Here is a 13,518-nt window from a genome sequence, read left to right on the forward strand (position 1 = left end):
GGGACGGGCGCGCGGGCATGCCGTCGGGGTCTAGTGTGCGGCGGACTCCCAGTCGCCGCCCACGCCCACGGACACGTCCAGCGGGGCCCGCAGCTCGACGGCCGCGCCCATCTCGCGCCGCACCAGCTCCTCGACCCGCTCCCGCTCGCCGGGGGCGATCTCCAGCACGATTTCGTCATGGACCTGGAGCAGCAGCCGCGAGCCCAGCCCGGCCTCGGCCAGGGCCTTGTCCACCCGCAGCATCGCGACCTTGACGATATCGGCGGCGGTGCCCTGGATCGGGGCGTTCAGCGCCATCCGCTCGGCGGCCTCGCGGCGCTGGCGGTTGTCGCTGTTGAGGTCGGGCAGGTAGCGGCGGCGCCCGAACACGGTGGCCGTGTAGCCGGTGGCCCGGGCCTCGTCGACGACACGGTGCAGGTAGTCGCGTACGCCGCCGAACCGCTCGAAGTACGTCTCCATCAGGCCGCGCGCCTCGGCGGGCTCGATGTTCAGCTGCTGGGCGAGACCGAAGGCGGAGAGCCCGTACGCCAGCCCGTAGGACATGGCCTTGATCTTGCGGCGCATCTCGGCGTCGACCTGCTCGCGCCCGACGTTGAACACCTGCGAGGCGACGGTGGTGTGCAGGTCCTCACCGGAGGCGAACGCCTCGATCAGGCCCTCGTCCTCGGAGAGGTGGGCCATGACCCGCAGCTCGATCTGGCTGTAGTCGGCGGTCATCAGCGACTCGAAGCCCTCGCCGACGACGAAGCCGCGGCGGATGGCCCGGCCCTCGTCGGTGCGCACCGGCACGTTCTGCAGGTTCGGGTCGGTCGAGGACAGGCGTCCGGTCGCGGCCACGGTCTGGCTGAAGCTGGTGTGCACCCGGCCGTCGGCGGCGATGGTCTTCACCAGGCCCTCGACGGTGACGCGCAGCTTGGCCTGCTCCCGGTGCCGGAGCATGATCACCGGGAGTTCGTGGTCGGTCTGCGTGGCCAGCCAGGCCAGCGCGTCCGCGTCCGTGGTGTAGCCGGTCTTGGTCTTCTTCGTCTTCGGCAGGTCCAGCTCGCCGAAGAACACCTCCTGGAGCTGCTTGGGCGAGCCGAGGTTGAACTCGTGGCCGACCGCCGCGTGCGCCTCCTTCACCGCCTGCTGCACGGCACCGGCGAACTGCTGCTCCATGGCCTCCAGGTGGTCGCGGTCGGCGGCGATGCCGGCCCGCTCCATCCGCGCGAGCAGCTCGGAGGTCGGCAGCTCCATGTCGTGGAGCAGCTCGGCGGCGCCCACCTCGGCGAGCTTGCCGGTGAACGCCTCGCCGAGGTCCAGGACCGCGCGGGCCTGCGCCATCAGCGCCTCCGCCTCGGCCGTGTCGTCGGCGCCGAACGCCAGCTGGCCGTCGGCCGCCGCGGGCGCCAGCTCCCGGTGCAGGTACTCGTTGGACAGCACGTCCAGCGCGAAGGACCGGCGGCCCGGCTTGACCAGGTACGCGGCGAGCGCCGTGTCCATCGTGACGCCCGCCAGGCTCCAGCCGTGCTCCGGGAAGACCCGCATCAGGCCCTTGGCGTTGTGCACCACCTTCGGCGCGGACGCGTCGGCCGCCCACGCGGCGAAGGCCCGCTCGTCGGCCTCGTCCAGAGCGGACGGGTCGAACCAGGCGGCCGCGCCGCCCGCCGCCGCCAGCGCCACCTCGGACACGTTGCCCTGGCCCAGCGCCCAGCTGTCCACCGTCGAGATGCCCAGGGGGCCGCCCGCGTGCGCCGCGAGCCACGGCGCGAGCTCGCCCGCGCCCAGCACGCTGGTGTCCAGCTCCACGCCGGCCGCCACAGCCGGCGCCTCCTCCTGGTCCGCGCCCGGGTCCACGGCCAGCAGCCGCTCGCGCAGCGAGGCGTTGCGGATCTCCAGCACGTCCAGCACGCCCGTCACCGCGGAACGGTCGTACGGCGCGCGCGCCAGGTCGGCCGGGGTCCGGGGCAGCTCCACGTCCCTGACCATCTCGGTCAGCACCCGGTTGAGCTTCACGGCCTCCAGGTGGTCGCGGAAGTTCTGCCCGGCCTTCCCCTTGACCTCCTCGGCCCGCTCCACCAGCTCCGCGAACGAACCGAACTGGTTGATCCACTTCGCGGCCGTCTTCTCACCGACGCCCGGGATGCCCGGCAGGTTGTCCGACGGGTCACCGCGCAGCGCCGCGAAGTCCGGGTACTGCTGCGGGGTGAGCCCGTACTTCTCCACGACCTTCTCCGGCGTGAACCGGGTCAGCTCCGAGACGCCCTTCGTCGGGTACAGCACCGTCGTGTGCTCCGAGACCAGCTGGAACGAGTCCCGGTCACCGGTGACGATCAGCACCTCGAACCCGAGGGCCTCGGCCTGCGTCGCCAGCGTCGCGATCACGTCGTCGGCCTCGAAGCCGTCCACCGCGAACCGCGGCACCTTCATCGCGTCCAGGAGCTCGCCGATCAGCTCGACCTGCCCCTTGAACTCGTCCGGGGTCTTCGAGCGGTTCGCCTTGTACTCGGGGAACTCCGTCGAACGCCAGGTCTTGCGGGACACGTCGAACGCCACCGCGAAATGCGTGGGCGCCTCGTCACGCAGGGTGTTCGCCAGCATCGACGCGAAGCCGTAGATGGCATTGGTCGGCTGGCCCGTCGCCGTCGTGAAATTCTCCGCGGGCAGCGCGAAGAACGCCCGGTACGCCAGGGAGTGCCCGTCCATGAGCATCAGGCGGGGGCGGTCCGCTGCGGTCGTCTGCTCGGTCTTCTTCGATGCTGTCTCTGCCACGCCCCCGATCCTAGGCGCCCCCACCGACAAATCCGCCGTCGGCGATGTCGGCGCAGCGTGACAGGATCGGAGTGGAAACGAAAACTGCTCGAAGGGGAGCGACATGGCCACCAAGCCACCCGCAGGTGATCCGGTACAGGACGCGCCGCAGGTCGGACCCCCTCGGCACGCCGCGGCCGGGCTGCCCGCCATCGGCCACACCCTCAAGATCGCGAACGAGCAGATGGGCCTGCTGCGCACCGCGCAGACCCTCCTCAAGGTCAACCAGAAGAACGGCTTCGACTGCCCCGGCTGCGCCTGGCCCGAGGGCGACAAGCGGCACACCGCCGAATTCTGCGAGAACGGCGCCAAGGCCGTCGCCGAAGAAGCCACCCTGCGCCGCGTCACCCCCGCCTTCTTCGCCGAGCACCCCCTCGCCGAACTCGCCGGGCGCTCCGGCTACTGGCTCGGCCAGCAGGGCCGCATCACCCAGCCCATGTACCTGCCCGAGGGCGGCGACCGCTACGAGCCCGTCAGCTGGAAGCGGGCCTTCGAGATCATCGCCGAGGAACTGGGCGCCCTCTCCTCACCCGACGAGGCCGTCTTCTACACCTCCGGCCGCACCAGCAACGAGGCCGCGTTCCTCTTCCAGCTCTTCGCCCGCGAGTTCGGCACCAACAACCTGCCCGACTGCTCCAACATGTGCCACGAGTCCTCCGGCTCCGCACTCGGCGAGACCATCGGCATCGGCAAGGGCAGCGTCTCCCTCGAAGACCTCCACCAGGCCGACCTGATCATCGTCGCCGGACAGAACCCGGGCACCAACCACCCCCGCATGCTCTCCGCCCTGGAGAAGGCCAAGAACGCCGGCGCGAAGATCATCTCGGTGAACCCGCTGCCCGAAGCGGGAATGGAACGGTTCAAGAACCCCCAGACCCCCCTCGGCATGCTCAAGGGCACCCCCCTCAACGACCTCTTCCTCCAGATCCGCATCGGCGGCGACCAGGCCCTCTTCCGCCTCCTCAACAAGCTCGTCATCGAGACCGACGGCGCCCTCGACGAGGCCTTCATCCGCGAGCACACCCACGGCTACGACGACCTCGCCGCCGCCGCCAAGGAAGCCGACTGGGACGAAACCCTCAAGGCCACCGGCCTGACCCGCCCCGAGATCGAACGCGCCCTCGCGATGATCCTCGCCTCCAAGCGCACCATCGTCTGCTGGGCCATGGGCCTCACCCAGCACAAGCACGCCGTCGCCACCATCCGCGAGGTCGTCAACCTCCTGCTGCTCCGCGGCAACATCGGCCGCCCCGGCGCCGGAGTCTGCCCCGTCCGCGGCCACTCCAACGTCCAGGGCGACCGCACCATGGGCATCTTCGAGCGCCCCGCACCCGCCTTCCTCGACGCCCTCGACCGCGAGTTCCACATCACCTCGCCCCGCGCCCACGGCTACGACGTCGTCCGCGCCATCGAAGCCCTGCGCGACGGCAAGGCCAAGGTCTTCTTCGCCATGGGCGGCAACTTCGTCGGCGCCACCCCCGACACCGACGTCACCGAGGCCGCCATGCGGCGCGCCTCCCTCACCGTGCACGTCTCCACCAAGCTCAACCGCTCCCACGCCGTCACCGGCCGGCGCGCCCTGATCCTGCCCACCCTCGGCCGCACCGACAAGGACGTCCAGGCGAGCGGCAGGCAGTTCGTCACCGTCGAGGACTCCATGGGCATGGTCCACGCCTCCCGCGGCAACCTCGCCCCCGCCTCCCCCCACCTGCTCTCCGAGCCCGCCATCGTCGCCCGCATGGCCCGCGCCGTCCTCGGCACCGCCTCGAAGACCCCCTGGGAGGACTTCGAAGCCGACTACGCCACCATCCGCGACCGCATCGCCCGCGTCATCCCCGGCTTCGAGGACTTCAACACCCGCATCGCCCGCCCCGGCGGCTTCCAGCTCCCCCACGCCCCCCGCGACGAGCGCCGCTTCCCCACGAAGACCGGCAAGGCCAACTTCACCGCCGCCCCCGTCGAGTACCCCCGGGTCCCCGCCGGGCGCCTGCTGCTGCAGACCCTGCGCAGCCACGACCAGTACAACACCACCATCTACGGCCTCGACGACCGCTACCGCGGCATCACCGGCGGCCGCCGCGTCGTCATGGTCCACCCCGACGACGCGGCCGAGCTCGGCCTCGCCGACGGCTCCTACACCGACCTGATCAGCGAATGGAAGGACGGCGTCGAGCGCCGCGCGCCCGGCTTCCGCGTCGTCCACTACCCCACCGCCCGCGGCTGCGCCGCCGCCTACTACCCCGAGACCAACGTCCTGGTCCCCCTGGACTCCACCGCCGACACCAGCAACACCCCTGCCAGCAAGTCCGTCGTCGTGCGCTTCGAACCCGCCTGATAGAACCGGCCTGATAGAACCGGTCCAGAAGGTTAACGATCGTTGACGAACGGAGCAGGCCCATGGCCGACGAGCAGCAGCACGCCGTGAAGTTCCCCCAGGAAGTCCTCGACGAGTACGCGGCCCTGGGCATAGACCTGCCCGCCCTGTTCTCCGCGGGCGCCCTCGGCGAGCGCATGGAGATCAGGATCCTGGAGGCCTCCGCCGACCGCGTCGTCGCCACGATGCCCGTCAAGGGCAACACCCAGCCCTACGGCCTGCTGCACGGCGGCGCCTCCGCCGTCCTCGCCGAGACCCTCGGCTCGGTCGGCGCCATGCTGCACGGCGGCAGCAAGAAGATCGCCGTCGGCGTCGACCTCAACTGCACCCACCACCGGGGCGCGCGCGACGGGATCGTCACCGGCACGGCCACCCCCGTCCACCGCGGCCGCTCCACCGCCACGTACGAGATCGTCATCACCGACGACCAGGACCGCCGCGTCTGCACCGCCCGCCTCACCTGCCTCCTGCGCGACACGGAGTCCTGACCCCCGCTTCCACGGACGTCATGCAGCCTTAACAACCGGGTCGAGACGGCCCGTTGTGCAGCCCCCGGCGCCGGTCTAGCGTTCCCGACATGGGAACCGGACCGGCGCCGCGGCGCTTCACGCCCACCCCCGACGGCCCCCGGTGAGCGGCGGGGGCGCCGGCGGGGGCATAGGCCCCCTGGAGCCGGGCGAGGGCACCTGGGACGGCGAGGACTCGCGCACGGAGCCCCGTACGCCCCTGCCACCCGGCTGGACCGGCCGCCCGCGCGCCTTCTACGCCCGCCACCGCCGCGTCGTCCTCACGGTCGCCTCGGCCGCCGTCCTGGCCGCCGCCGCCTTCCGGATCTACACCACCCGCCCCGAGCCGCCGGTGGCGCTGCCGCCGTCCGCGCCCTCCCAGACCCTCTCGCTGGCCTACGGGCAGCCGGTGGAGCCGGCGCCCGACGGGGCCGCCTTCGCGTTCACTGTCCGTGTGCGGACCTCGTCCGGCCCGCCGGTCACCGTCGAGCGGATCGGACAGCCGTCGCCGGCCCTGACCGTGACGATCAAGCCACCCCTCCCCGCCGCCGTCGCCGCCGGGGAAGTCCGCGAGCTCCTCGTTCTGATCTACGCAAAAGACTGCGTGCATGTAGCACGGAATTCCGGACTCCCATTCCTGGAAGTAACCCTCAGTAATGGAATCCAGAAAGAGGATCACAGTTACATCCCCGGTGACCGATATGCCAGGGATCTTTCCGTGGCACTGACCAGGGCATGTCCCGAAGACCGAGACGCGCCCGCTCCGAGCTCGTCATGACCAAAACCCCCTAGAGTCCTGGCGCGTCAGGACCCAAACCGACCCAAGCTCCTGCCGCATCTCAGCATCCGGACAAGACGAACCGGCCTGAATTCCCCCGTTCCACCCGCACACATCCGCTATGTATTACGCCGTGGCATAACAAGAGAGTCACATCATTGGCCTCAGCCCTCCATATCCCCCGATGCGCCGCCTAGAGTCACGGCCAGTTACCGCGACCGCCGGATTTCCTCAGTTCGGTTCCCCGCGTTCGACTCGACGCGTCCCAGGGGGGACGCGGCGCCAGGAAAGGACTGAACGTTGCGTTCTCGTCAGCTCATCGCCGTGACCGCCGCCCTCGCCGCGGGCGCTCTCACTCTCACCGCCTGCGGCTCGCGCAACGACAGCGGCGGCTCCGCCGGTGGCGACGGCGGAACCACCGTCACCATCGCCGTCGACGCCCCGCTGACCGGCGACCTCTCCGCCCTCGGCCTCGGCATCAAGAACTCCGCCGAACTCGCCGTCAAGCAGGCCAACGAGAAGAAGTACGTCAAGGGCGTCACCTTCAAGTTCCAGGCGCTCGACGACCAGGCGCAGGCCACCTCCGGCCAGCAGAACGCCACCAAGCTCGTCGCCGACAAGGACGTCCTCGGCGTCGTCGGCCCGCTGAACTCCTCGGTCTCCGAGTCCATGCAGAAGGTCTTCGACGACGCGAAGCTCACGCAGATCTCGCCGGCCAACACCAGCCCCTCCCTGACCCAGGGCCCCAAGTGGGCCGAGGGCCAGAAGACCCGCACCTACAAGAGCTACTTCCGCACCGCGACCACGGACGCCATCCAGGGCCCGTTCGCCGCGCAGTACCTCTTCAACAAGGCGGGCAAGAAGAAGGTCTTCATCATCGACGACAAGAAGACCTACGGCGCCGGCCTCGCCGGAACCTTCAAGGGCGAGTTCACCAAGCTCGGCGGCCAGATCGCCGGCGAGGGCCACATCGACCCCGACTCCAAGGACTTCTCGGCCGTCGTCACCCAGGTCAAGTCCTCCGGCGCCGACGTCGTCTACTACGGCGGCGAGTACCCCGCGGCCGGCCCGCTCAGCAAGCAGATCAAGGCCGCCGGCGCCAACATCCCCCTCGTCGGCGGTGACGGCATCAAGGACAAGAAGTACGTCGAGCTCGCCGGCCCCGGCGGCCAGGGCGACCTGTGCACCTCCGTCGGTGCCCCCGTCGAGACCCTGCCCTCCGCCAAGGAGTTCGTCGACAACTACAAGAAGGCCGGCTACAAGGACGACTACTCCGCCTACGGCGGCTACTCGTACGACTCCGCCTGGGCCATCATCGAGGGCGTCAAGAAGGTCGTCGACGCCAACAACGGCAAGCTCCCCTCCGACGCCCGCGCCAAGGTCCTCGAAGCCGTCCAGGGCGTCTCCTTCGACGGCGTGACCGGCAAGGTCTCCTTCGACGAGTTCGGCGACGCCACCAACAAGCAGCTGACCGTCTACAAGGTCGACGGCGACGACTTCAAGACCGTCGAGTCCGGCACCCTCGCCGGCTGACCTGCCCCACCTCACCCCTCTCACCTGCCGCGCGGGGCGCCGCACCACAGCGCCCCGCGCGGTGTCACATCCGTCGAAAGACTCGGAGGACCTGCGGTGCACGAACTGCCGCAACAGCTGGTCAACGGCCTGCTACTGGGATCCATGTACGGGCTCGTCGCCATCGGCTACACGATGGTCTATGGCATCGTCCAGCTCATCAACTTCGCCCACGGCGAGATCTTCATGACCGGCGGGTTCGGAGCCCTCACGGTCTGGCTGATGCTCCCCGGCGGCACCACCATGTGGCTCGCGCTGCCGCTGATGCTCATAGGCGCCGTCATCGTCGCCACCCTCATAGCCGTCGGCGCCGAACGCTTCGCCTACCGGCCCCTGCGCAACGCACCCCGCCTCGCGCCGCTCATCACCGCCATCGGCCTCTCCATCGTCCTCCAGCAGGCCGTATGGGCCTGGTACCCCGGCGCGACGTCCTCCGTCAAGTTCCCCGAGATCCCCGGCGGCCCCTTCCACATCGGCAGCATCACCATCCAGACCGGTGACGTCTTCCTCGTGCTCGCCGCCCCCATCTCCATGGCCATCCTCGGCTTCTTCGTCAAGAAGACCCGCACCGGCCGCGGCATGCAGGCCACCGCCCAGGACCCCGACACCGCCAAGCTCATGGGCATCAACACCGACCGCATCATCACGGTCGCCTTCGCCCTCGGCGCCACCTTCGCCGCCGTCGGAGCCGTCGCCTACGGCCTCAAGTACGGCGAAGTCCAGTACCGCATGGGCTTCATCCTCGGCCTCAAGGCCTTCACCGCCGCCGTCCTCGGCGGCATCGGGAACATCTACGGCGCCATGGTCGGCGGCCTGGTCCTCGGCCTCGCCGAGACCCTCACCACCGCCTACATCGCCGACGTACCCGGCATGCACCAGCTCGGCGGACAGTCCTGGGGCAACACCTGGGCGTTCGTCCTCCTCATCCTCGTACTGCTCTTCCGGCCCCAGGGCCTGCTGGGCGAGCGCGTTGCGGACAGGGCGTGAGAACCATGACGACCACCATCACCGAAACCACGCCCCAGGCGCCCACCCGCCGGGGAGGACCCATCCCCGAGCAGATCGCCCGCGCCCTCGCCACCGGCGGCGGTGTCCTCACCGTCATCTCCTGCTTCCTGGCCTGGACCTGGACCTCCGCCTTCCCCGGAGACCTCACCGTCTACGGCTACCCCGGCGGCCTCCAGTGGCTCGTCCTCGTCTGCGGCGCCCTCACCACCCTCTTCGGCCTCTCCTCCTACGGCATCAAGGGCCTCCAGTGGCTCACCCCCGCAGGAGCCGACGCCGCCATCAAGCTCTCCGCCCTCGGCGCCTTCTACACCAGCCTCTACACCACCAAGGCGATCTCCAGCACCCTCGGCGGCCTCGTCAACCTCGAGCCCGGCGGATTCATCGCCCTCATCGCCGCGGCGGCCGCCTACCTCGGCGCCCGCTCCCTCCCCTTCGAGCGCCCCGCACTCGAACCGGCGGACCCCGAAGACAGCTGGTGGGAGCGCTACAAGCACAACCAGCGCAACGCCGCGGCCGTCACCAAAGCCGCATACGCCAGCGGCACCCCCAAGCCGGCCCGCGCCCTCCCGGCCTACGCCGAGATCCTGATCATCGCCGCCGTACTCGCAGTCGCCCTCGGCGTCTTCACCTACGGCATCACCACCCCCTACCAGGAACTCTTCATCGGCTTCCTGATCGCCGCCGGCTTCGGCTTCGGCGCCCTCAACAAGAGCGGCCTCATCGCCCGCTTCACCGCACTCACCGCCAAGCACCGCAACGTCGCCCTCGTCGGCGCCTTCGTCGCGGCCATGGCCTTCCCCCTCACCCAGACCGACGACCAGTACGCGACCCTCGGCGTCAACATCCTCATCTTCGCCACCGTCGCCCTCGGCCTGAACATCGTCGTCGGCCTCACCGGCCTCCTCGACCTCGGCTACGTCGCCTTCCTCGGCGTCGGCGCCTACACCGCAGCTCTCGTATCCGGCGCACCCAACTCCCCCTTCGGCGTCCAGTTCCCCTTCTGGGCCGCCATCCTGGCCGGCGCCGCCGCGTCCATGATCTTCGGCGTCCTCATCGGCGCCCCCACCCTGCGCCTGCGCGGTGACTACCTCGCCATCGTGACGCTCGGCTTCGGTGAGATCTTCCGCATCACCATGACCAACTTCGACGGAGTCTCCGGCCCCAACGTCACCAACGGCTCCAAGGGCATCTCCAACATCCCCAACGTCGACCTCTTCGGCTTCGACTTCGGCGCAGCCCACACCATCGCCGGCTTCACCATCGGCCGCTTCGCCAACTACTTCCTGCTGATGCTCCTGGTCACCCTCATCGTGGTCATGGTCTTCCGCCGCAGCGCCGAATCCCGCATCGGCCGCGCCTGGGTCGCCATCCGCGAAGACGAGACCGCCGCCGAAGCCATGGGCATCAACGGCTTCCGCGTCAAGCTCATCGCCTTCGCCCTCGGCGCCACCCTCGCCGGACTCGCCGGCGCCGTACAGGCCCACGTCCAGTACACGGTCACCCCCGACCAGTACCAGTTCGCCAACTCCGTCCCCCCGAACTCCGCGTTCCTCCTCGCCGCCGTCGTCCTCGGCGGCATGGGAACCATCTCCGGACCCCTCGTCGGCGGATCCCTGCTCTTCCTGATCCCCAACAAGCTCCAGTTCCTGGGCGACTACCAGCTCCTCGTCTTCGGCGTCGCACTCGTCATCCTCATGCGCCTGCGCCCCGAAGGCCTCATCCCCAACCGCCGCAACCAGCTAGAGCTCCACCAGGACCTCGAAGCGCCGACAGTCCTCAGCAAGGCAGGGGCCTGACCCATGACGACGACCACCACCGAAACGGTCACCGAAACGGTCCTCGACGCCCGAGGCGTCACCATGCGCTTCGGCGGCCTCACCGCCGTCAAGAACGTCGACCTCACCGTCAACAGCGGCGAGATCGTCGGCCTCATCGGCCCCAACGGCGCCGGCAAGACCACCTTCTTCAACTGCCTCACCGGCCTCTACATCCCCACCGAGGGCGAAGTCCGGTACAAGGGCACGGTCCTGCCCCCCAAGTCCTTCAAGGTCACCGCGGCCGGCATCGCCCGCACCTTCCAGAACATCCGTCTGTTCAACAACATGACCGTCCTGGAAAACGTCCTCGTCGGACGCCACACCCGCACCAAGCAGGGCCTCTGGTCCGCCCTCCTGCGCCTCCCCAGCTTCGGCCGCGAAGAACAGGCCAGCCGGGACAAGGCCATGGAACTCCTCACCTTCATCGGCCTCGACCACAAGGCCGAACACCTCGCCCGCAACCTCCCCTACGGCGAACAGCGCAAGCTCGAAATCGCCCGCGCCCTCGCCAGCGACCCCGGCCTCATCCTCCTCGACGAGCCCACCGCCGGCATGAACCCCCAGGAGACCCGGGCCGCCGAAGAACTCATCTTCGCCATCCGGGACAAGGGCATCGCCGTCCTCGTCATCGAGCACGACATGCGCTTCATCTTCAACCTCTGCGACCGCGTCGCCTGCCTCGTCCAGGGCGAAAAGCTCATCGAAGGCACCGCCACCGAAGTCCAGAGCGACGAACGCGTCGTCGCCGCCTACCTCGGCGAACCCTTCGAAGGCGCCCCCGGCGCCGACGAGGTCGCCGAAGTCGAGGCCGCCGAAGCCCACGCCGAAGAGGCCCACGCCGAGGAAGCCCCCGAAGCACAGGCAGAGGCCCCCGCCGAGGACAGCACCACCAGCACCACCAGCACGGACGGAGAGGCCAAGTGACCGCACTCCTGGAGGTCGAAGACCTCCGCGTCGCCTACGGCAAGATCGAAGCCGTCAAGGGCATCTCCTTCACCGTCGAAGAAGGCCAGATCGTCACCCTCATCGGGACGAACGGCGCCGGCAAGACGACCACCCTGCGCACCCTCTCCGGACTGATCAAGCCCAAGGGCGGCCAGATCAAGTTCCAGGGCAAGTCCCTCAAGAAGGTCCCCGCACACGACATCGTCTCGCTCGGCCTCGCCCACTCCCCCGAGGGCCGGCACATCTTCCCCCGCATGAGCATCGAGGACAACCTCCTCCTCGGCGCCTTCCTCCGCAGCGACAAGGAAGGCATCCAGAAGGACGTCCAACGCGCCTACGACCTCTTCCCCATCCTGGGCGAACGCCGCAAGCAGGCCGCCGGCACCCTCTCCGGCGGCGAACAGCAGATGCTCGCCATGGGCCGCGCGCTCATGTCCCAGCCCAAGCTGCTCATGCTGGACGAGCCCTCCATGGGCCTCTCCCCGCTGATGATGCAGAAGATCATGGCGACCATCGCCGAGCTCAAGGCGTCGGGCACCACCATCCTGCTCGTCGAGCAGAACGCCCAGGCCGCGCTCTCCCTCGCCGACCAGGGCCACGTCATGGAGATCGGCAAGATCGTCCTGACCGGCCCCGGCCGCGAGCTCCTCGTCAACGAGGACGTCCGCAAGGCCTACCTCGGCGAGGACTGACCCCGCCGGCCCCGAAACCCGTGCGGCCCGCCTCCCCTCGGGGGGAGACGGGCCGCACGCGTGTGCCCGGGCTACTTCCCGGCGGCGTTCTGCTTCTTCTCCTCGGCGTCCTCGATGACCGCCTCGGCGACCTGCTGCATCGACATGCGGCGGTCCATCGACGTCTTCTGGATCCACCGGAACGCGGCCGGCTCGGTGAGCCCGTACTGCGTCTGCAGGATGCTCTTCGCCCGGTCCACCAGCTTCCGGGTCTCCAGGCGCGCGGAAAGGTCCGCGACCTCCTTCTCCAGCGCCTTCAGCTCCGCGAACCGGGACACGGCCATCTCGATGGCCGGCACCACGTCGCTCTTGCTGAACGGCTTCACCAGGTACGCCATGGCCCCGGCGTCCCGCGCCCGCTCGACGAGCTCGCGCTGCGAGAAGGCGGTGAGCATGAGGACCGGGGCGATGGACTCGCCCGCGATCTTCTCGGCGGCGGAGATCCCGTCGAGGACGGGCATCTTCACGTCGAGGATGACGAGGTCGGGGCGGTGCTCACGCGCCAGCTCGATGGCCGTCTGCCCGTCGCCGGCCTCGCCGACCACGGAGTAGCCCTCCTCTTCGAGCATCTCTTTGAGGTCGAGACGGATGAGCGCCTCGTCCTCGGCGATGACGACACGGGTCGTCAGCGGCGGAACGTGCGACTGGTCGGCGTCGGGCGTGGGCGTCGACTCGTGCTCGGCGGTCACGGGGGCTCCCTGTTGCAAGGTGATTCAGCTCCCCTGAGCCTACCTAGCTCCTGTATGTTTGTGACACGGAGGGTCTTCGGTATCCTTCGTTTCGAAGGGGCCCCGGTAGCCCAGCGGTAGAGGCCATGGATTCAAAACCCATTCAGCGTCGGTTCGAATCCGACCCGGGGCACTTCTCCTTCATTTCCAAGGTCGCCAAGCAATTTGGCGATCTTCACTCGTCACGGTGAACGAAACTTCGATTTGCGGCCAACCGGACGAATAAGCGATGAAGCTCCGAGCGTGGAGCACAATTCTTCGATTCGCGA

Annotated in this window: 10 protein-coding genes and 1 tRNA gene; 9 read left to right on the plus strand and 2 right to left on the minus strand. The window is 69.2% G+C overall.

What is annotated here, in order from left to right:
• Positions 1-30: 30 nt before the first annotated feature.
• A complete protein-coding gene (polA, locus tag BX286_RS10410) occupies positions 31-2,751 on the minus strand; it encodes a DNA polymerase I (RefSeq protein WP_100863846.1) in 2,721 nt (906 codons plus the stop codon).
• Between the two features lie 103 nt (positions 2,752-2,854).
• Between polA and BX286_RS10415 the strand changes: the two genes are divergently transcribed.
• From BX286_RS10415 to BX286_RS10450, 8 genes are all read left to right on the plus strand, one after another.
• Positions 2,855-5,125: an FdhF/YdeP family oxidoreductase gene (locus tag BX286_RS10415; RefSeq protein WP_100863845.1), complete on the plus strand. Its 2,271-nt coding sequence runs from the start codon at positions 2,855-2,857 to the stop codon at positions 5,123-5,125.
• A gap of 62 nt (positions 5,126-5,187) precedes the next feature.
• Positions 5,188-5,652 (plus strand): PaaI family thioesterase, encoded by a 465-nt coding sequence (locus BX286_RS10420; protein WP_079425812.1) that lies wholly within the window; start codon positions 5,188-5,190, stop codon positions 5,650-5,652.
• Between the two features lie 142 nt (positions 5,653-5,794).
• Complete coding sequence (locus tag BX286_RS10425) at positions 5,795-6,448, plus strand: hypothetical protein (RefSeq protein WP_079425814.1); 654 nt, start codon at positions 5,795-5,797, stop codon at positions 6,446-6,448.
• Positions 6,449-6,748: 300 nt separating this feature from the next.
• On the plus strand, positions 6,749-7,981 hold the full coding sequence (locus BX286_RS10430) for a branched-chain amino acid ABC transporter substrate-binding protein (protein ID WP_079425816.1): 1,233 nt from the start codon (positions 6,749-6,751) through the stop codon (positions 7,979-7,981).
• Between the two features lie 96 nt (positions 7,982-8,077).
• Complete coding sequence (locus tag BX286_RS10435; protein ID WP_079425818.1) at positions 8,078-9,007, plus strand: branched-chain amino acid ABC transporter permease; 930 nt, start codon at positions 8,078-8,080, stop codon at positions 9,005-9,007.
• Between the two features lie 5 nt (positions 9,008-9,012).
• On the plus strand, positions 9,013-10,824 hold the full coding sequence (locus BX286_RS10440; protein WP_079425820.1) for a branched-chain amino acid ABC transporter permease: 1,812 nt from the start codon (positions 9,013-9,015) through the stop codon (positions 10,822-10,824).
• 3 nt (positions 10,825-10,827) lie between these two features.
• On the plus strand, positions 10,828-11,769 hold the full coding sequence (locus BX286_RS10445) for an ABC transporter ATP-binding protein (RefSeq protein ID WP_079425823.1): 942 nt from the start codon (positions 10,828-10,830) through the stop codon (positions 11,767-11,769).
• Positions 11,766-12,482 (plus strand): ABC transporter ATP-binding protein, encoded by a 717-nt coding sequence (locus BX286_RS10450; protein ID WP_079425826.1) that lies wholly within the window; start codon positions 11,766-11,768, stop codon positions 12,480-12,482. Before BX286_RS10445 ends, BX286_RS10450 begins: the two co-directional genes overlap by 4 nt.
• A gap of 71 nt (positions 12,483-12,553) precedes the next feature.
• On the opposite strand, the gene BX286_RS10455 is transcribed toward BX286_RS10450, so the two are convergent.
• Complete coding sequence (locus BX286_RS10455) at positions 12,554-13,210, minus strand: ANTAR domain-containing response regulator (RefSeq protein WP_079425828.1); 657 nt, start codon at positions 13,208-13,210, stop codon at positions 12,554-12,556.
• Between the two features lie 99 nt (positions 13,211-13,309).
• On the opposite strand from BX286_RS10455, the gene BX286_RS10460 reads away from it, so the two are divergent.
• A tRNA-Leu gene (locus tag BX286_RS10460) sits at positions 13,310-13,382 on the plus strand.
• Positions 13,383-13,518: the final 136 nt, after the last annotated feature.

It is taken from the genome of Streptomyces sp. 3211.6 (assembly GCF_003634815.1).
GTDB classification, from domain to species: Bacteria; Actinomycetota; Actinomycetes; order Streptomycetales; family Streptomycetaceae; genus Streptomyces; species Streptomyces katrae_A.

What these genes read in the sequence shown, in the direction of transcription:
- BX286_RS10415 (WP_100863845.1), top strand. Translation starts at nt 2,855, where the DNA reads ATGGCCACCAAGCCACCCGCAGGTGATCCGGTACAGGACGCGCCGCAG.
- BX286_RS10445 (WP_079425823.1), top strand. Translation starts at nt 10,828, where the DNA reads ATGACGACGACCACCACCGAAACGGTCACCGAAACGGTCCTCGACGCC.
- BX286_RS10440 (WP_079425820.1), top strand. Translation starts at nt 9,013, where the DNA reads ATGACGACCACCATCACCGAAACCACGCCCCAGGCGCCCACCCGCCGG.
- BX286_RS10420 (WP_079425812.1), top strand. Translation starts at nt 5,188, where the DNA reads ATGGCCGACGAGCAGCAGCACGCCGTGAAGTTCCCCCAGGAAGTCCTC.